Below are 18514 nucleotides of genomic sequence, written 5' to 3' on the forward strand. Positions count from 1 at the left end.
AACCCGGTAGCTAAGCCTTCCAGCGCCGATGGTACTGCACTCGGGAGGGTGTGGGAGAGTAGGACACCGCCGGACATTCTTTCGTTCAGGGCCACCCCGGTTGGGGTGGCCCTGAACGCATTTCCGGGTCGACGGCCGGGGCGGGACAGCGCGATGTCGGCGGCATGGCGGGGACGATGCCGGCGGGATACCGCGATGTCGGCGACATGGCTGGGTCTGCGCCCCGCCCGGACCCCACGCCGGTCGCGCTCATGGACGCCCGGGTCCTGCGGACGGGACCTCAGGCGAAGCGGGACGGGTCGCCGGCGCCGACCCGGACGATCTCGGGCTCGCCCTCGGAGAAGTCGACCACCGTGGTCGGCTCGGTGCCGCACTCGCCGGAGTCCACGACGGCGTCGACGGCGTGGTCGAGCCGTTCCTTGATCTCCCAGCCCTGCGTCATCGGCTCGTCGTCACCGGGCAGCAGCAGGGTGCTCGACAGCAGCGGCTCGCCGAGCTCGGTGAGGATGGCCTGGGCGACCACGTGCTCGGGGATGCGTACGCCGACGGTCTTCTTCTTCGGGTGCAGCAGCCGGCGCGGCACCTCCTTCGTCGCCGGCAGGATGAACGTGTAACTGCCGGGAGTGGCCGCCTTGACGGCGCGGAACACGGCGTTGCTGAGGTGCACGAACTGGCCGAGCTGCGCGAAGTCCCGGCACACCAGGGTGAAGTGGTGGCCGCTGTCGAGGTTCCGGATCTCCCGGATCCGGTCCATGCCCTCCTTGTTGCCGAGCCGACAGCCCAGCGCGAAGCACGAGTCGGTGGGGTACGCGATCAACCCGTCGCGGCGGATCAGGTCGACCACCTGACTGATGGTCCGGGGCTGCGGGTTGTCCGGGTGAACGTCCAGGTACTTCGCCATGAGCGGAAGTTTAGGCCGCCCCGTACTGTCGTCTTCCTGACACTGCCCAGGTCGCGACAGGTGTCGACGGTCATCGTTGTCTGCATGGTTGGTCGGGTTGGCGGTGCGGCTGCCGAACCTCTGCGCGCACGAGGGAATGCCGCGTACGACGCGGTCGCTCGGCGCCCCCCGATGCCGGGGCCCGTGCTGCTCACCGCGGTCACCTTCGTGGTCCTCGTGGTGCTCTTCGTCCTGGCCACCGTGCACCGGCTGGTGGACGAGGACGGTTCGATCGGCGCGGCCGTGTTCTTCGCTGTCATGGCGGTCGCCTGCGCGGCGGCGGCGCTTGGCCTGTCCGGGCGCCGGCCGTGGGCGCCGGTATCGGCGTACGTGCTGTCCGGGCTGCTCGCCACGGCCTCCCTCGGCATGTTCGGCGCGATCACGATCGTCGGGGTCGGCCTGCTGGCCTGGGTGCTCTGGGCACTCAACAGACGGGCGTCGCGGGAGTGGCTGACCGGGCCGCGCCGGCTCGGCTGACGCGGTGAGCATGGCGCGGTGACCGGTGGGCGGGGCGGCTGGGGGAGGGCCGCCGCCCCGCCCGGTCTCTGGTCAGCCCTGGACGGTCTCTGGTCAGCCCTGGACGGGCGCCGGCTCCTCGACCGGCGTCGGCCTCTCGACCGAGCAGGCCGCGGTCAGCAACGCCACCAGATCGTCGACGGTGTCCAGCGGGCGGCCGGGGCCGTTCAGGTCCACCTCGACGCCGTACTCCACCTCGATCGCGTCGACCAGGCGCAGCAGCCCGAGCGAGTCGACGCCGAGGGCGACCATGGAGCCTCCGGCGAGGACGTCGGCCGCGGGGACGTCACCCCCGGTGGCCTCGCTGACCAGCTCGGCGATCCGCTCGCGTAGTGCGCGGGTACCCATCAGAACTCCTTTCCGGACTGCCGGACGATCTCGGCGATCTCCGCGATGGTCGGGGTGTCGAAGAAGGCGTCCAGCGGCACCTCCACCCCGAGCCGCTGCTGGATCCGGCCGCTGATCCGGGTGATGGTCAGCGAGTGCCCGCCCAGGTCGAACAGGTCTTCGTGCAGGCCGATGTCGGGGATCCGTAGCACCTCCTGCCAGATCAGCCGCAGTTGCTCCACCACCGGGTCGTCGCCGTCCGCAACGGCGGGCGACGCGGCCCCGGGTGCCTCGCGGCCGGCGGCGCGGGCCGCCGGGGCCGGCAGGGCCGCCCGGTCGATCTTCCCGTTCGGGCCCAACGGCAGCCGGTCGAGCATCACCCAGTCGGTCGGCAGCACGGCCTGCGGCAGGCTCAGCGCCAGGTGCCGGCGCAGGTCGGGGGGCTCGACGGCGACGCCGGACCGTGGCACCACGTACGCGACGAGGCGGGGCTCGTCGGCGTCCGGGCGGAGCACCGCCGCCGCCCCGGCCACGCTGGGGTGGTCGAGGAGGCGGGCGTCGATCTCGCCCAGTTCGATCCGGTGCCCGCGGATCTTGACCTGGTCGTCGGTGCGGCCGAGGAAGTCGATGCGCCCGTCGGGCAGCCACCGGCAGCGGTCGCCGGTGCGGTAGAGCCGCTCCCCGGCCGGCCCGAACGGATCGGGCACGAACCGCTCGGCGGTGAGATCGTCCCGGCCCAGGTAGCCGTCGGCCAGCCCGGCGCCGCCCAGGTACAGCTCGCCCGGCACCCCGATCGGCGACGGCGCCAGCCGGGTTGCTCCCGCTGCTGGTCCGCGCCGGCGTCGGCGACGGCGCCCAGGCCGCCCGGGACGCCGCGGGCCGGCTCGGCGACATCGCGTTCGACCACGCCGCCGAGTGGCCGCTGCGGGTCGCGCTGATCACGGTGGACGACCTGGTCCGGCAGGTGGTGGTGGTGTTCAGCCACTCCACGGCGGACGCGCACGCCGCCGAACTGGTGCTGCGGGACCTGCGGCTCATCCTGCTGCGCGGGGGACTGCCCACCGCGCCCGGACCGCAGTCGGTGGACGTGGCGCGGCTGCAGCACGGGGCTGACCGGGGGCGCTCGGAGCGGTCGGTGGGGCACTGGCTGTGCGAGTTCCAGCGGCTGCCCCGGCAGCCGCTGGGGCCGGGCGGACCGGGACTGGAGCCCCCGCTGCGCCGGGGTGTGCTGGTTTCCTCGGCCGTCGACACGGCGGCCCGGCTGATCGCCGCCCGGCACCGGGTCAGTGTCTCCGCGGTGCTGTTGGCCGGCGTGACGGCGCTGGCGGCCGGCGGTTCGGGGCGGGAAGTGTGCGGCCTTTTTCCGATGGCGCACAATCGGTTCCGCGCCGGGGTACGCGAATGCGGTCGCAAATCTCGGCCAGATCGGTTTCTGCGTGGTGGACCTGGCGGGGCGGCCCGATTTCGCCGAGCTGTTGTCCCGCGTGTGGGCGGCGTCCCTGGACGGCCTGCGGCACGCCTATTACGACCCGCCCGCGCTGCGCCGGGCATTCGAGGAACTCGGCGTGGACTACGCCTCGGCGTTCCTGCCGCACTACTATTTCAACGACGTGCGGCTGCCGGCGGGCGGCGTGGACCCGGTGCCCGAGGCGTCCCGGGGCGAGCTGCGGTCGGCCGTGGCGCGCAGCACCTTCTCCTGGACGGCCGGGCTGAACCAGGCGTCCTGGCACCTGCTGACCCACGTGGTCGACGAGCCGGGCGGCATCGGCGTCACGCTCACCGTCGACACCCGGCACATCGCGCCGGACACGGTCGAGCCGTTCCTGCGAGGGCTGGAGGAGTTGCTGGTGGAGGCCGCCTTCGGCGACGTGCCGTGGCCGTGGTCGCCGCGCGGCGACGCGCCTCCCCTCGTGGCGGCGCTCGCCGAGGAGACGGCGTACGCGGAGTTCCACGGCGGGCGGGACGCCGCCGGGCCGCTCACCTGGGGGCAGCGGGCGATGTGGCGGTCCGTCGAGGAGTTCGCGTCCCCCGCCGCGTACCGGGTGCTGACCCTGCCCCGGACCCTGGCCTTCTCCGCGCGGGCCGACATCGCCGTGCCGCGGGCGCTGCGGGCGGTCGGCGCGCTGGTCGCCCGGCACGAGTCGCTGCGTACCCGGGTTCGCCCGCGGGACGGGGAGCTGCGCCAGGTGGCGGCGTCGGCGGGGCGGCTGCCCGTCCTCGTCCACGCCGTGCCCCGGCCGGCGGACGACCCGGAGGGCCGGTGCGCCGCGGCGGCGCTGGCCGCGCGGCTCGCCGAGCCGCGCTTCGACCACGCCGCCGAATGGCCGCTGCGGGTCGCGCTGGTCACCGTCGAGGACCGGGTACGGCAGGTCGTGGCGGTGTTCAGTCACTCCACGGTCGACTTCCACGCCGCCGAGACCGTGCTGCGCGACCTGCGGCTGCTCGTGCTGCGCGGGTCGCTGGACACCCCGCCCGGCCTCCAGTCGCTGGACCTCGCCGAGCGGGAGCGCGGCGTCGAGCGGCGGCGCTCGGAGCGGGCGGTGGCGTACTGGATGCGGCAGTTCTCCGGGCTGCCGGCGTTCGTGGCGGATCCGACGGGACCCGGGCTGGCCCCCCGCCACCGGCGGGGCTCGCTGGTGTCCGAGGCGGCGCACCACGCGGCTCGGCTCGTCGCCGCCCGGCACGACGTCAGCAGCTCCACGGCCCTGCTGGCGGCGATCGCGGCCGCGGTCACGGCGGACAGCGGGCGGGACGGCTGCGGGCTGATCCTCATGGCGAACAACCGTTTCCCGCCCGGGTACGACCGGGCGGTCGGCACCCTCAACCAGATCGCGCTCTGCCGGCTCGACCTGGCCGACCGGCCGGGCTTCGTCGAGCTGCTGTCCCGGGCCAGGCGGGCGGCCCTGGACGCCTACCGGCACGCCTACTACGACCCGGCCGCGTTCGAGCGCGCCTTCACCGAGCTGGGCCACGACCACCGGAGCGTGCTGGCATCCCTGTGCTACCTCAACGACGTCCGGCTGTCGCAGGACGTCGACGCCGGCGGGACGGGCCCGGACGAGGCCGCCCTGCGGGCGATGGCGGCCCGTGGCGGGTTCCGCTGGCTGGAGGGGCTGGACGGGTTCGCCTGGCGCTGCCGGATCCAGGTGCTCGACGCTCCCGGGGCGGTCGAGCTGGTGGTCACGGCCGACACCCGGTACCTGCCGCCGGAGCGGGCCGAGCGGTTGCTGCGCGCCGTCGAGGCGCTGTTGGTCGAGGCGGCGTTCCGCGACGTGCCCTGGCCGTGGTCGCCGACCCCGTACGCGGCGCCACCCGCTGACGCCCCGGCGGCCGGGTTCTGCGACCGGTTTGCCGGCCGCGCGTCCATAACGCCGACGGTATGACCCAGAGCGGATGCCCGCTAAATACATAGATGTCAATATGATGATCCGCAATCCTGAATCAGGTGCGCTCACGAGGCGCGCCGGTCGTGATGCGGAGGAAACACATGGTTCGCTGGCGCAGACTCACCGGCCTCCTGGCCGCCGCGCTGGCCGCGGTGACCGCGGGCAGCCTCACCGTTGCGGCACCCGCCGCCGCGGCCGACGACACCGTCACGCCGTACGTCGTGGGCGGCACCCTCGCCGCCCAGGGCGAGTTCCCGTGGATGGTGCGGCTCTCGATGGGCTGCGGCGGCGCGCTCTACAGCCCCCGGCTCGTGCTCACCGCCGCGCACTGCGTGGGCGCCACCGGCACCAACACCAGCATCACCGCGACGCTCGGCGTGGTCGACCTCCAGTCCGCCAGCCGGATCACCCGCACCTCCAACTACGTCTACCGGGCGCCCGGCTACAACGGTGCCGGCAAGGACTGGGCGCTGATCCGGCTGTCCAGCGCGGTCACCACCCTGCCCACGCTGAAGATCGCCAACACCACCGCCTACGACAACGGCACCTTCACCGTCGCCGGCTGGGGCGCCACCTACGAGGGCGGCCCGCAGCAGCGGTACCTGAGGAAGGCGAACGTCCCGTTCGTCAGCGACACCACCTGCAACTCCTACTACAGCGGCGACATCATCGCCGCCGAGGAGATCTGCGCCGGCTACTCCAGCGGCGGCGTGGACACCTGCCAGGGTGACTCCGGTGGCCCGATGTTCCGCCGCGACGCCGCCGGCGCCTGGATCCAGGTCGGCATCACCAGCTGGGGCTACGGCTGCGCCCGGCCCAACTTCCCCGGCGTCTACACCCAGGTGAGCTACTTCGCCTCGGCCATCGCCTCGGCCGCGGCGAGCCTGGGCGGCTGACCGCAGCACCGAACGGGCGGCCCGGCAGGTCACCAGCCGGGCCGCCCCCGCGTGCCTCCCGGCCCCCCGCTCGCGGGCCCGCGCCGGGGCCGGCCGGAGCCGTTCGCGCGCCCCGCGCCCGACGGCGGGAGCCGGTTTGGCCCGTCCGAATAGGATCGAGTCTCGTCGTTCGAGGGAGGGATGTCGACATGAGTCGGACGCTGCGGGTGGGTACGCCGATTCTGCTGCTCCTCCTGCTCGGCGCCGTCGCCTGGTACGCCTCGTACGCCACCACCGTTCTGGTGTGGGAGTTGCGTAAACTCCTGCCCTGGCTGGCGGCGCCGGCCCTGCTGGCCCTGCTCGCCGGGGCGCCGGCGACGGCGCGACTGCTCACCCACCGGCTTCGCGGACGCAGGCCCACGCCCGCGGCCGGCGCCACCGTCGTTCTCGGCTGGCTGGGCGCCGCAGTCGGGCTGGCCCTGGGCGCGCTCTGGCTGGTCTACGGCGAATACCTCCAGGACCGGGCGTACGTGACCACCATGCGGGTGGTGACCGACCCGGTCCCGGAGTTGACCGCCCGCGCGCCGTACCTGGTCGGCAAGGCGCAGGCCGCGCCCAACCTGGGCGACGTCACCGGCGAGATCACGGACGTGAGTTACCTGCCCGACTCGGACCGGTTCGCCGTTCTGGTGGAACGGCGCGGCTGGCTGACCGGTTACGAGGTCGGCCTGGTGCAGGAGGTGCCGCTCGGCGGCCACAGCCGGGCGCAGCAGCGGTGCGCGTTCGACGTGTCCGCCGCCGACGCGCGGATCGGCGGCTGGTTCACCCACAACCTCGGCCGGAAGATCTCCGCCGAGCGGCGCTGGGTCCGGTTCTCCGCCGACGACGCGTACGTCTACTGCCAGGGCGACACCCCCGTCGTGGTGGTGCCGCTCAAGCGGCAGTCCGGAGTCCTGGTGGTGACCGAGCGGCCAGCCGGTGTGGCGCTGTACGACGGCCGGACCGGGCGGGTCACGATCGCCGACGACACGACGAAGGTGCCCGGGCCGTCCTATCCGATCAGCCTGGCCGCCCGGCAGCGGGAGGGCACCGCAGCCGTCGGCGGGTTCGCCGACTGGTGGTTCGAGCGCAGCGGCTGGGACGCCTCCGAGGACGGCGCCAACGAGGGCAACGAGTCGGAGTTCACCCTGCGCTACCGCGACGGCGGTGGACGCAGCGCGTACGTCACCCCGCTCACGCCGCAGGGCGAAGCCAGTTCCGTGGTGGCCGTGTCGACCGTGCCGACCCGGCACTCCGGCGGCGGTCTCGCCCCGCTGACCGTGCACCGGCTCAGCCCGACCTGGTCGTCGCCGCAGGCGATCGTCGCCCTGATCAAGGCCGAGTACCGGGACGTCTGCTGCTGGAACGACGACCAGGTGTTCGAGGTGGTGCCGACCGGGGGCAGCACGTGGACCGCCACGATCGGCAGTGAGCAGAGCATCCGGTACCGGGTGGAGGGTCGGGGCCAGATCAACGGCCGGGAGGCGACCTGCCTGAAGAACGCCGACGGCAGCCTGGTCCGGTGCGCGTACGCCGCCCCCGGCTCGCCCGAGGAGCAGGAACTGCGCCGCCGGGAGGAGCAGAAGCAGCAGGAGGAGGCGGCGAACGGCGGCGCGGCCCCGGGCGACCTGACCGCCTACACCGACGAGCAGTTGGCCGAGCTGAACCGGCGGCTCTCCGACGAGGTCAACCGCCGCCTCAAAGAGCGGTAGCGGTCCCGGTCGGCCACCCCCATCTCATCGATGTTTGTGTCTTTCGCCGGTTCTGGCTCCATCTGACGGTGACCGGCCCCGCGGGCGGTATCTACCGCGCGGCGTCGCGCTCCTGAACACCGTCATCGCGTCGACCCGGTCCGCGGTTCACGCCGGGTCGGCGGTACCCCGTCGATGGGAGAAGCCTGTCATGGGCAACGTAGGGAGACGCGTCCGCCGCTCGGCGCTGGCCGTGCTCACGGGCGCGGCGCTGGCCGCCGTGCTGACGGTCACCGCGGCCGGCGCCGCGCCCGTCGTGGCGCAGCCGGACAAGGCCGCCGCCGTGGCGGCCCGCACCGACGTCTACATCCGGGACGTCGCCGCCGACGTCGGCGTCCAGCCGCACGGGTTCAACCCGCTGTGGGCCAGCCCCGACATCAAGGTCTGCTGGACCGCCGTCGAGTGCGCCGTCAGCCAGAACCCGCGCGTCGGCTTCACGAACTACATCTTCGTGAAGCTGCGCAACCCCGGCCCGTACGGCTCGGGCACCGACAGCGGTGTGCTGCGGGTCTACCGGACGACGCCCGGCGGCGGTGCGGTCTGGCCGATCCACTGGACCCAGATCGGCGCGGCCAACGTGATCGTCCCGGCGGGCACCACGACGGTGACGATCCCGTGGAACGGGGTGCCGGGGCCGGGCCACTTCTGCCTGCTGGCCCGCTGGGTGTCGCAGACCGACCCGATGAACTTCGAGGGCCCGGACGTCAGCATCAACACCCGCTACAACAACAACATCGCCTGGCGCAACGTCGACTCGGTGCGGATCATCGTGGGCGGGCCGGTGATCGTGCGGCCGTTCGCCATCGGCAACTCGCTGACCGTGCCGGCCAGGAGCGACCTGGTCTTCGCCCAGCCGGGCGAGCCGTTCCAGGGCGTGGGCGGCAGGGTCTTCGCCGACCTCGGCCAGACGCTGTTCGAGCGCTGGCGGGCCGGCGGCATGGTGGGCACGGGCGTCCGCCCGGTCGGCGGCACCCAGGTGGAGATCGTGGACCCGACAAAGGCCAGCATCGGCAACCTGCTGCTGAACCCCGGTGAGCGGGTCGAGTTCTCGCTCGGATTCACCGCCGCCGTCGCCTCCGACAAGGAGTTCGTGCTCGACGTGACCCAGTTCGGGCCGGACACGAGCGGCGCGGAACGGGCCGACCTCGGTGGCGTGGAGTACCTGATCAACGTCGGGGACAAGTAACCTCGCCGCTGCGGGCGGGGGCGCGGGCCGGTTGGCCCGCGCCCCCCTTCGCCGTGTGCGCCCGGGTCAGCGCAGGGAGACCCAGGCGGTGGCCACCGCGTACCCGGCCGTGCGGGCGCGGAGCTGGACCGGGCCGGGCGGGGGAGCGGCCAGCGAGAAGAAGCCGACCGCGTCGACCGGGGCCTCGTCGTACGTGCCGGACGCCGTCTGCGCGCTGACCCGGCCGCCACGCGGCGGGGAGAGCTGCCCGACGATCCCGGCCTCGCTCACCTCGACCTCCAGCACGACCGGGCCGCTGCGGAACGACAGCGTCCGGGTCGAGCCGGCCGACCGGGTCGAGCCCGCCGACCGGGTCAGCCCCGCCGGCTCGGCGTCGCACGCCGAGTCGAACGTCAGCTCCGCCAGCGTCAGCTCCGCGTCCACGTTCCGCCAGGTGAACGCCGCCCGAGCCGCGGTCAGGAACTCCTCCGGGACCGGCCCGGCGTCCCACAGTGCCGCGCCCAACTCCGCCGTCAGGGCGTCGTCATCGACCGGCGGCCACTGCTCCATCACGTTCACCCCCGTTCGTGCGAGTGGCAGGCGCCCCGAGGTACGGGGCGAGTGCCGGGCAGTCGCGCAGCCGGCGCAGGCAGCGGGCCTGGGTGGGCCCGATGCTACCGACCGGCACGCCCAGCCGCTCGGCGATCTCCCGGTAGCTGGGCGCCGGGTCGGCCGTCAGCAGGGCCAGCAGCGCCTGGCAGCGCGGCGGCAACTGTGCGAAGCCCTCCCGCAGCGCCTGCCGCCGCTCCGCGCGCAGCAGCTCCTCGTCCGGCGCCGCCGAGTCCGCGGCGCGGGAGAAGCCGTGGTACGCGTCGAGCGCGTCGTCGTACGGGTCGAAGGGCTGGGTGCGCCGGCCGAGGCGGGACAGCCGGTAGCACTCCCGCCGCGCCGTCGTCGCCAGCCACGCGGCCAGCGCCTCCGGGTCCCGCACCCGGGCCAGGTGCTCCACCAGGCGCAGCCAGACCGTCTGATTGACATCGGCGGCGTCGGGGCGGCTCAGGTCGTACGACCGGATCACCGAGTACACCAGCGGGGTGTACCGGCGGACCAGTTCGCCCCACGCCGACTCGTCCCCGCCGGCGGCGGCGGACACCAGGCTGGTCGCGCTCCGGTCGGTCACGACGACACCGCCCGCCCACTGTGCCGATGATTCGCTCGCTCACGCTCGCTCATGCCACCACCTCGCTGCGCTCGGCGTCGGCATGAGGCGTTGTCGCACTGTGCCGATGATTCGCTCGCTCACGCTCGCTCATGCCACCACCTCGCTGCGCTCGGCGTCGGCATGAGGCGTTGTCGCACTGTGCCGATGATTCGCTCGCTCACGCTCGCTCATGCCACGAGCACGCCGTAGTCGGGGTGCCAGCGGGGCGCCGCGAGCAGCGCCAGCCGTGCCGCGTCGGCGCTCAGGCCGCCGGCGGTCATCATGGCCGCGAGCCGGCCGGAGACGTAGGCGGTGGCGAACGAGGTGCCCGCCCAGGCGGCGAAGCCGTGGAAGACCCGGGTGGGCAGGCCGGGCAGCGGAAGTTGCCCCTCGACGTACGTGCTGTCGCGCTCGCCGACCGCGCAGGCGTCGATCCAGGGCCCGAATCCGCTGTAGACGGCCGGCACGAGGCCGCCGGAGCCCTGGCTGATCGCGGCGACCGCGACGACGCGGGACAGAGCCGCGGGCCAGACCGGGCGGCTGGTGCCGGCGTTGCCCGCCGCCGCGACCACGGCGCTCGTCGCGGGCAGCGCGGCCACGGCGTTGGCCAGGGGCAGCGAGGGCTGGTCGTCCTGGGTGAATCCGCCCAGGGACAGGTTGACCACGGAGACCTCCGGCGCGAGCCGGCCCATGGCGGCCACCACCGATGCCTCGTCGCCGACGCCGGTGGCGTTCAGCGCCTGCTCCGGGTCGACGCGTACCCCCGGCGCGGCCTGCCGGACCACCCCGGCGACGAAGGTGCCGTGCCCGCCCTGCGGGGCGAGGACGTCGGTGTGCACGTACAGCGGGTCCTCGTCGTCGGCCTGCGGCACGTACGCGCCGCCGAGCCACTGCGGGTGGAAGCCGCCGGCCAGCTGCCAGATGCCGGTGTCGCAGATCCCCACCGTGACGTCCTTGCCCTCACCGAGCCGGGCGCCGTCCGGCGGCGGCAGCGCGGCGGCCACGGCGGGCGGCCCGCCCGGGTTGCCCATGATGTTGCCCAGACCCAGCAGCACGTGGTGCGGCTGGACCTTCGGCACCGGCTGGCCGGGCCACTGCTGGGGGTCGCGCAGCACGGTCACGACCCCCGGGATGTCGGTCTCCCGGTCGAACAGCAACCGGGTGACGCCCGCGAAGCCGGCTCCCACGGTCACCACGTAACCCCGGGTGCGCAGCCAGGCGACGACCCGCTGGACGTCGGCGTTCGCGGCCAGCAGTTGCCGGGGCCGGTAGAGGAACTCCCGACCGGTGGCGGTGTGCCGGCGGACGTTCTTGTCGGCCGCCAGCGCCTCGTCGAACAGCCGCTGGTAGGCGGCGTCGTCGGCGCCGTCGCCGAGCGCGGGGACCGGGCGCAGCCCGGCACCGAGCGGCACCGCCGCCGCGGCGAGCGCGGACGCCGCCAGCAGCCGGCGTCGGGAGAGCCGGCCGGTGGGGTGCGGCGCGGTGGGGTGGTCAGGCGGCACGGGTCCTCCATGTGGTCGACAGGAGCGCCCGCCGGTAGCCGGCGCGGCCGAATTCCCCGGGGCATCGCCGATTCTTCCAAAGCATTGTTCAAAGTCAATGAGCTGAATGGTGGGCGCGGATTTCCGACAATTCCGCGTCGGTCGTCGACGTTGACGGGCCGCCGTCCGTCGTGGACTCTGTTGGGCATGCCCGACAGCACCGGTTCCGGTGCCGGGGCGGCCCAGGCGGCGCTCGACGCCGTCCAGCGCTACCCGCGCGAGGCGATCGCGATCGCCCAGCGGGTGCTTGCCGCCGGCCCCGCCGTCGGCGACGACGAGCGCTCCACCGCCGAACGAGCCATCGGCCTGGCCCTGCGGGAGCTCAACGACCTGCCCGGTGCGCTGCACCACCTGCGCCGGGCGGTGGGGGCCGCCGGCACGCCCCGGGTCCGGGCGCTGGCCCGGATGAGTCTGGGCTTCCTGTTGGCCAACGCCGGCCGCACGGGCGCGGCGCTGCGCGCCGTGACCGCCGCGCTGCCCCAGCTCGCCGGCTCCGACGCGGGGCGGGCCCGGATGCAGCGGGGCGTGGTGCTGCACTATCGGGGGCGGTACGACGAGGCGGTGCGCGACTACGGCCTGGCCATCGACATTGCCCAGCGCGAGGGCGATCTGCTGCTGGAGGCCCGGGCGCGCAACAACCGCGGGCTGCTCAACGCCCTCTGGGGCGCCGCCGGCGGCACGGAGGACGACCTCGCCCGGGCGGCGGCCATCTTCGGCCAGCTCGGGCTGGACCTGGCGGCGGCCGACGCCCGGTGGAACGGCGGGATCGCGGCTGGCCAGCGTGGCGACATCGCCGGCGCGCTGCGCTGCTTCGCCGCCGTCGACGAGGAGTACCGGCGGCTCGCCGTACCCCGGCCGGCGCTGCTGCTGGACCGGTTCGAGCTGCTGCTGTGGGTGCCGCTGGTCGACGAGGCGGTCGAGGTCGCGGCGGCGGCCGTACACGAGCTGCGCCGCCGCGGCATGGCCTCGGACCTCGCCGAGGCGCTGCTGGCGCAGGCCCGGGCGGCGCTGCTCGCCGGCGACGTGGACACCGCGACCAGCGCCGCCGCCGCGGCCCGGGCCCGGTTCCGTCGCCAGGGCCGCCGCACCTGGGCCGCCTTCGCGCGGCACGTCGAGCTGCGCGCCGAGTACCGCCGGGGCACCCGCTCGGCGCCGCTGCTCACGGCGATGGTGCGCACCGCCGACCAGCTCGACGCCACCGGGTGGCCGGGCCCGGCGCTGGCCACCCGCATCGAGGCGGGCCGGCTGGCCGCCGTGCTGGGTCGCCCCGGCCAGGCCCGGGATTTGTTGGCGGTGGCCGCCCGGGCCCGCCGCCGGGGCACCGCCGACCGGCGGGCGCAGGGCTGGTACGCCCTGGCGCTGTCCCGCCGGCTCGCCGGCGACGACCCGGGCGCGGCCCGGGCGCTGCGTCGGGGGCTGGCCGTGCTCGACCGGCACCGCACGTCGCTCGGGGCCACCGAGCTGCGTGCCCACAGCGGGACGCACGGGCAGGAGTTGGCGGCCGAGGGCCTGGACGTCGCGGTCCGGGCCGGCTCCCCGGCCCAGGTCCTGGCGTGGGCGGAGCGGTGGCGCGCCAACACGCTGCGGATGCGCCCCGCGCTGCCCCCCGACGATCCCGACCTCGTCGCGGCACTCGCCGAGCTGCGGCTGGTCAGTGGACTGATCGAGGACGAGGTGCTCGCCGGCCGCCCGGCGCACGCCCTGCGCGGCCGCCAGGCCCGGCTGGAGCAGCGTATCCGGGACCTGGCCCGGCGGGTGCCCGGCGGGGGCGACGTGGTGACCCCACCCGGCGTGGGCACCCTGGCCGAGCGGCTCGGCTCCCGGGTGCTGGTCGAGCTGGTTGCCCACGGCGACCGGCTGCGGGCGGTGCTGATCCGCGACGGCCGCGCCGGCCTGTACGAACTCGGCCCGCTCGCCGAGGCGGCGGACCTGGCCCGGCGGCACCGGTTCGGCCTCCGCCGGCTGGTAACCACGGGCGACTCGGCCGACGCGCGGGCGGGGGCCGCGCACGCCGCGGCGGCCCTGGACCGTCAGCTGTTCGACCCGTTGCGTCGGCGCCTGGCCGACCGGGACCTGGTGATCGTGCCGGTCGGGGCGCTGCACGCGGTGCCCTGGTCGGCGCTGCCGACGTGCGCCGGGCGGGCGGTCACGGTGGCCCCGTCGGCCACGGTGTGGCTGGGGGCGGACCGGCGGGCCGCGCCGGCGGGACCGCCGGTCCTGGCCGCCGGCCCACGTCTGCCGGCCGCGCACGCCGAGGTACGCCGGCTCGCGGAGGTGCTGCCGGGGGCGCGGACGCTCGCCGGGCCGGCCGCCACCGCCGCCGCGCTGACCGCGGCACTGGACGGGGCCGGGCTGGTGCACATCGCCGCCCACGGCACGTTCCGCGCCGACAACCCGCAGTTCTCCACCTTGGAGCTGGCCGACGGGCCGCTGTTCGCGTACGAGTGGGAGCGGGTGGCCCGCCCGCCCGGCTGCGTGGTGCTGTCCGCGTGCGACTCCGGCCTGACCGGGGTGCGCCCGGGCGACGAGGTCATGGGGTTCACCGCGGTGCTGCTGGCCCTCGGCGCCCGGTGCCTGGTCGCCACCGTGCTGCCGGTGCCGGCCGACCCCACCACCGTGCTGATGCTCGACCTGCACCGGCGGATGCGGGCCGGCGCCGGGCCGGCGCAGGCCCTCGCCGACGCGCAGCGGGCATTCGTCGCGGCCGGCGACGCGTCCGCCCTCGCCACCGCGGCGGCCTTCGTCTGCTTCGGGGCCGGCTGACCGACGCCAACCGTTGAGCAAAGCCGTTGCATCGATGTATATCTTTTCTGCGCCGCCACGGTCTTCTCGATCACCGACGGGCCGGCCCGCCGGCTCGCTGCTGCGGCTCGCCCACCCGGACATGCGCGCGTCGCTGTCCCGGGGGCCCGCCCCGCTGGTGGCGGCCACGCCCACCGACGTCAACGGCGCGGCCGGCAACGGCTGGTCGGACGTGGCGCCCTACTTCGTGCAGCCGCTCTGACGCTCTCTTCCGGCCCGGCCGGCCCGTCCTGGGGCCGGCCGGGCACTTTCGTGGCCGGTCAACTCACCTGCGCTGGCAGGGTACGCAGAAGCGGGCGTGCGGCAGGATCTCCAGCCGCTCGGTCGGGATGGCGTTCCCGCACCGCTCGCACGTGCCGTAGGTGCCCTCGGCGATTCGCCGCAGCGCGTCGGTGATCTGCTCCAGGCTCTGCCGCGTCGTCGCGATCAGCGCGACCTGGGTGTGCGGGTCGGACGGGTCGCCGGTGTCGGCGGTCAGTTGGGTCAGCCTGGCCGTCTGCGCCTCGAACTCGCTGGTCAACGTCGTGCGCAGCGCGTCGATCCGGCCGCTGTCGGTGGGCGTGCTCATGTGTCGTCACCTTCCGGAAAAGAAAAAGGGCCGAAGCGGTTTCCGCTTCGCCCTGTGGCCGTTCCTCATGAGACGAACGGCTCCGGAGGGCTCCGGCCGGCCGGGACGGGGCTCGGCAGCCCGTAGGTCGGCGCGACCGCGCGCGACGCCGCCGGCCGGAGGGCGGGAACGAGTTGACCGGCGGCGGGCGGGCAGGCGGCACCGGCCGGTGTCACCGGGGTGACACCGGCGCGGGACGACGCGCCGACCGTGGTCATCCGCTCACCATAGGCGAGCGCGGCAAGGAGTCAACCCCGTTATGCCGTTTGTGGCGCATCGGTCCGCCGTCCGCAGGCCGGATCGCCGGGAAAGCGTCCTCGTTAGGCTGTCGCCATGCCTGCCGTGCTCAGGCGGCCGGCTGCCGCCCCGTCCGAACCACCGGGCGTCGCCGACCGGTTCGCCAGGGTCGTCCGGTCCCGCCCGTTCGAGATCGCCATCGTCGTCATCATGGCCAACGGGGTGGTGCTCGGCCTGGAGACGTACCCGCACCTCGGCGAGGTCCGGCCGGTGCTGCGCTGGCTGGAGTGGTCGTTCCGGGTGGTCTTCGTGGCGGAGATCGCCGCGCGGGTGCTGGCGTACGGCCGCCGGCCGCAGGACTTCTTCCGGCACGGCTGGAACGTCTTCGACTTCCTATCGGCGTCATCACCGCTGAGGGGCCGCCGGTGACGGTCGGCTCGCGGCTCGGTCGTGGCCGGGCGAACGGGTCCGGACGACCAGTTCGTCGACCTCCAGCCGACGGATACGCAGATCCGCGATGACCGCCCGGCGGATCGCCAGCCGGCCGACCGCCAGCGCCCCGACCGCGACCGCGCCGGCGGCGAGCGCGGACACGGCCACCCACCCCAGCGCCGTGGCCCCCAGCGCGCGAGCTCCCACGGCCACCGCCCCGGTCGCCGTTGCTCCCGTCGCCCGGGCCCGGGTGACCGGGCGTGGCACCTTTGCCCCTCGTCCCATCCATTCATTGTCCGTGCAGCCCGCGTCCGCCGCGCCGGAATGGACGGCGCGGTGATCCGTCAGGGGACAGGGCGCCCAGCCCGATCATGACCCGGGCGGACCTCACCCGCAGTACCCGACGGGGCCGTCCTGTTCAAGAGCCGGCCCAGCCTGGTCGGCCAGCGGGTTGTCCGTCGTGCTCTGCCCGTTGTGGACCAGCACGGCGAGGCTGCGAAGTCGGCTGTAGTACTCGAGTTCCTGGCCGGTGAGCAGCGGCAGGACCAGAACGAATTTCGGTAGGTAGTTGGCGATCACATTTTGCCGCCGCGCGTCGAGCCGGCCGCCGTTCTCGAGCCAGCCGGCGACGCAGCCGGCGACGTCGGAGTCCAGCAGGACCATCTCGACACCGGCGATCTCCATGCCGGCGAGGCGGTGCGGGAACGCCGCCCGCATGTGTCCGTCCCACAGCCGGCTGATCGCCTCTTCGCGTACGTCTTTCATCACGCCGGCACCCTAGAGGGTGCCGCCTACAACGCCGAACGCTGGCGGCAGGGGTACGAGGACGTCTGTTAGGGCAGCGTCGGGCCGCGCCGCGCCTCGCCGACGAGGCCACCACCTGGGCTATCCGCGCAGGTCGCGCCGTTGGCAGCCGAACGCTTCGAGCACGGCGAGCGTGGCGGCCGTGGTCAGCATGACGGCTGCGGCGAACCAGTTCGGTGGTAGGCCCGGGACGGGGGTGAGGTGTCGTTGACGGCGCTCCTGGTCCGCAACCGACTGTGCAGGGCAAGGCGGTGCGGAAGGGCGTGGGTCTGGCTGGACCCCTTCGACGGGCACTTCCGCCGACCGACGTCCGGCCGTGGGCCGCTCGCCTAGGCTCGGAACCGACGCGGACCGGTACGGCCCCGCGCGTGCGGGAGAGCCGCCGTCGTGGATGCGGAGGGCGCCGGGTGGACGACGCGACGTTCGCGGTGCCGCTTTGGTCCTGGGCGGCGGTCGCCGCGGTCATTGCCGTCATGCTCGCGGTGGACGTGTTATCCCACCGTCACCACCACGTAATCGAGTTGCGAGAGGCGTTAGCCTGGAGCGCCGTCTGGATCGCCGCCGGGCTCGCCTTCGGCCTCGTGGTGTGGTTCTGGCGCGGCAGCGAGCCGGCGATCGCATACTATTCCGGCTATCTGCTGGAGAAGGCCCTGTCGGTCGACAACGTCTTCGTCTTCGCGCTGCTGTTCGGCTACTTCCGGGTGCCTGCCGAGTACCAGCACAAGGTGCTCTTCTGGGGCGTGGTCGGAGCGCTCGGGTTCCGCCTGGCCTTCATCTTTGCCGGCGCGGAACTGCTGGACCGGCTGGCCTGGGCCGGGTTGGCACTGGGCGCTTTCCTCGTCTGGACGGGGTGGCGGCTGGCCGTACGCGGCGAGCCCGACGTGGACCCCGACCGCAACCTGGCGGTCCGGCTGTTCCGCCGGCTGGCCCCGACAGATCCCCGCTACCACGACGGCCGGTTCACCGTCCGTGTCGACAGCCGGCGCAAGGCCACCCTGCTCGTGGTCGCCCTGGTCGCGATCGAGGCGACCGACATGGTCTTCGCGATCGACTCGGTGGCGGCGATCCTGGCCATCACCACCAACACGTTCCTGGTCTGGACGGCGACCGCGTTCGCCGTCCTGGGCCTGCGTAGCCTTTATTTCTGCCTTGCCGGCCTGCTGCGGCATTTCGGCTATCTGCGGTACGGGCTGGCGGTGCTGCTCGCCTTCGCTGGGGTGAAGCTGATCCTGGCCGAGACGCCGGTGGGAAAACTGCCGGTCTGGTTCACCCTCGCCGTCGTGGTGCTCACCCTGGCGGTGTCCATCGGCTGGAGCGTGGTCGCCGCGCGGCCGAGGCGTAGCCGCACGGGCCGTCGGTGATTCGCGAGCCCGGGCAACCCGTGCAGACGGCCCGTTGTGCTTCTCCACCAGTTCGGTTTAGGGCAGTTATCCGGTTTCTATGGTGGGTGGTGCCCCCGTACTCACACCATCCTTTTGGCCCCGGACGATGGCGACGGGGCAGGGCGCGTGGTGGAGAACGGCGTGGCTGGTGGAGCCGAGCAGTAGGCCGGTGAAACCGCCGCGTCCGCGGGCGCCGACGACGAGGAGTTGGGCATCGCACGCGGCGTCGAGCAGCGCCGCAGCGGGCCGACCGGGGACGGTGCGGTGCTCTATGGAAATGTGCGGGTAGCGCGAAGGGCGTCCGGCTAGTCTTGATTTTTAACCTTTGCGTTTTTGCTGGTCGGCTTGGGTGCGGGCGCGGTGGATGGTTTTACCGACGTCATGGCGGGGTGCGCGGTGTCGGTTGGGGCTGCCGGGTGGGCGTCCGGGGCCTGGCCGGGTGGGTTTTGGTGCCTGTGCGGGATGGCTGGTCTTCGGCCGGAGGTTCCGAAACCCGCGGCGGACCCGGG

At 74.1% G+C, this 18514-nt stretch carries 19 protein-coding genes and 1 pseudogene; 9 read left to right on the top strand and 11 right to left on the bottom strand.

Annotated features, from left to right (window positions below):
- Positions 1 to 280 precede the first annotated feature (280 nt).
- The gene (locus ABGB16_RS30365) at positions 281 to 901 is read right to left on the bottom strand and encodes an L-threonylcarbamoyladenylate synthase (protein WP_347671508.1); all 621 of its coding nucleotides are present in this window, start codon (positions 899 to 901) and stop codon (positions 281 to 283) included.
- Positions 902 to 1072: 171 nt separating this feature from the next.
- On the opposite strand from ABGB16_RS30365, the gene ABGB16_RS30370 reads away from it, so the two are divergent.
- Positions 1073 to 1417: a hypothetical protein gene (locus ABGB16_RS30370; RefSeq protein ID WP_347671509.1), complete on the top strand. Its 345-nt coding sequence runs from the start codon at positions 1073 to 1075 to the stop codon at positions 1415 to 1417.
- Between the two features lie 93 nt (positions 1418 to 1510).
- Here ABGB16_RS30370 and ABGB16_RS30375 read toward each other — a convergent pair whose 3' ends face one another.
- Entirely contained in the window at positions 1511 to 1804 is a 294-nt protein-coding gene (locus ABGB16_RS30375; RefSeq protein ID WP_347671510.1) for an acyl carrier protein, read from the bottom strand.
- Positions 1804 to 2571 carry a non-ribosomal peptide synthetase gene (locus tag ABGB16_RS30380; RefSeq protein WP_347671511.1) on the bottom strand — a complete coding sequence of 256 codons (768 nt, stop codon included), beginning with the start codon at positions 2569 to 2571 and terminating at the stop codon, positions 1804 to 1806. Before ABGB16_RS30380 ends, ABGB16_RS30375 begins: the two co-directional genes overlap by 1 nt.
- 648 nt (positions 2572 to 3219) lie before the next feature.
- On the opposite strand from ABGB16_RS30380, the gene ABGB16_RS30385 reads away from it, so the two are divergent.
- The 4 genes from ABGB16_RS30385 (at position 3220) to ABGB16_RS30400 (ending at position 9020) form a co-directional block, all read left to right on the top strand.
- Entirely contained in the window at positions 3220 to 5166 is a 1947-nt protein-coding gene (locus ABGB16_RS30385) for a condensation domain-containing protein (protein WP_347671512.1), read from the top strand.
- Between the two features lie 104 nt (positions 5167 to 5270).
- Positions 5271 to 6065, top strand: coding sequence for a serine protease (locus tag ABGB16_RS30390; protein ID WP_347671513.1), 795 nt, complete (start codon positions 5271 to 5273; stop codon positions 6063 to 6065).
- A 188-nt stretch (positions 6066 to 6253) separates the two neighbouring features.
- The gene (locus ABGB16_RS30395; protein WP_347671514.1) at positions 6254 to 7795 is read left to right on the top strand and encodes a hypothetical protein; all 1542 of its coding nucleotides are present in this window, start codon (positions 6254 to 6256) and stop codon (positions 7793 to 7795) included.
- A gap of 190 nt (positions 7796 to 7985) precedes the next feature.
- Positions 7986 to 9020: a hypothetical protein gene (locus tag ABGB16_RS30400; protein ID WP_347671515.1), complete on the top strand. Its 1035-nt coding sequence runs from the start codon at positions 7986 to 7988 to the stop codon at positions 9018 to 9020.
- A gap of 66 nt (positions 9021 to 9086) precedes the next feature.
- Here ABGB16_RS30400 and ABGB16_RS30405 read toward each other — a convergent pair whose 3' ends face one another.
- The 3 genes from ABGB16_RS30405 to ABGB16_RS30415 all read right to left on the bottom strand — a co-directional run bounded on the left by ABGB16_RS30405 (position 9087) and on the right by ABGB16_RS30415 (position 11702).
- Positions 9087 to 9569, bottom strand: coding sequence for a hypothetical protein (locus tag ABGB16_RS30405; RefSeq protein ID WP_347671516.1), 483 nt, complete (start codon positions 9567 to 9569; stop codon positions 9087 to 9089).
- Positions 9544 to 10179, bottom strand: a complete 636-nt coding sequence (locus ABGB16_RS30410; RefSeq protein ID WP_347671517.1) for a sigma-70 family RNA polymerase sigma factor — start codon at positions 10177 to 10179, stop codon at positions 9544 to 9546. Before ABGB16_RS30410 ends, ABGB16_RS30405 begins: the two co-directional genes overlap by 26 nt.
- Before the next feature lie 209 nt (positions 10180 to 10388).
- Entirely contained in the window at positions 10389 to 11702 is a 1314-nt protein-coding gene (locus tag ABGB16_RS30415) for a S8/S53 family peptidase (RefSeq protein WP_347671518.1), read from the bottom strand.
- A 186-nt stretch (positions 11703 to 11888) separates the two neighbouring features.
- Here ABGB16_RS30415 and ABGB16_RS30420 point away from each other — a divergent pair, with 186 nt between their 5' ends.
- Entirely contained in the window at positions 11889 to 14504 is a 2616-nt protein-coding gene (locus ABGB16_RS30420; RefSeq protein ID WP_347671519.1) for a CHAT domain-containing tetratricopeptide repeat protein, read from the top strand.
- 34 nt (positions 14505 to 14538) lie between these two features.
- Entirely contained in the window at positions 14539 to 14745 is a 207-nt protein-coding gene (locus tag ABGB16_RS30425) for a hypothetical protein (RefSeq protein ID WP_347671520.1), read from the top strand.
- 63 nt (positions 14746 to 14808) lie between these two features.
- Here the strand turns inward: ABGB16_RS30425 and ABGB16_RS30430 are convergent, their stop codons facing one another.
- The gene (locus tag ABGB16_RS30430; protein WP_347671521.1) at positions 14809 to 15111 is read right to left on the bottom strand and encodes a TraR/DksA C4-type zinc finger protein; all 303 of its coding nucleotides are present in this window, start codon (positions 15109 to 15111) and stop codon (positions 14809 to 14811) included.
- 372 nt (positions 15112 to 15483) lie between these two features.
- On the opposite strand from ABGB16_RS30430, the gene ABGB16_RS30435 reads away from it, so the two are divergent.
- On the top strand, positions 15484 to 15816 hold the full coding sequence (locus ABGB16_RS30435; protein WP_347671522.1) for an ion transporter: 333 nt from the start codon (positions 15484 to 15486) through the stop codon (positions 15814 to 15816).
- On the opposite strand, the gene ABGB16_RS30440 is transcribed toward ABGB16_RS30435, so the two are convergent.
- Complete coding sequence (locus ABGB16_RS30440) at positions 15793 to 16104, bottom strand: hypothetical protein (RefSeq protein WP_347671523.1); 312 nt, start codon at positions 16102 to 16104, stop codon at positions 15793 to 15795. The two genes, ABGB16_RS30435 and ABGB16_RS30440, sit on opposite strands and share 24 nt — an antisense overlap.
- Before the next feature lie 102 nt (positions 16105 to 16206).
- Entirely contained in the window at positions 16207 to 16584 is a 378-nt protein-coding gene (locus tag ABGB16_RS30445; RefSeq protein ID WP_347671524.1) for a hypothetical protein, read from the bottom strand.
- A 512-nt stretch (positions 16585 to 17096) separates the two neighbouring features.
- On the opposite strand from ABGB16_RS30445, the gene ABGB16_RS30450 reads away from it, so the two are divergent.
- Positions 17097 to 17984: a TerC family protein gene (locus ABGB16_RS30450; RefSeq protein WP_347671525.1), complete on the top strand. Its 888-nt coding sequence runs from the start codon at positions 17097 to 17099 to the stop codon at positions 17982 to 17984.
- A gap of 66 nt (positions 17985 to 18050) precedes the next feature.
- On the opposite strand, the gene ABGB16_RS30455 is transcribed toward ABGB16_RS30450, so the two are convergent.
- Positions 18051 to 18284 (bottom strand): universal stress protein, encoded by a 234-nt coding sequence (locus ABGB16_RS30455; protein WP_347671526.1) that lies wholly within the window; start codon positions 18282 to 18284, stop codon positions 18051 to 18053.
- A 39-nt stretch (positions 18285 to 18323) separates the two neighbouring features.
- Positions 18324 to 18514, bottom strand: a pseudogene (locus tag ABGB16_RS30460) (transposase); the annotation flags it as partial.

It is taken from the genome of Micromonospora sp. B11E3, assembly GCF_039871625.1.
GTDB lineage: Bacteria > Actinomycetota > Actinomycetes > Mycobacteriales > Micromonosporaceae > Micromonospora.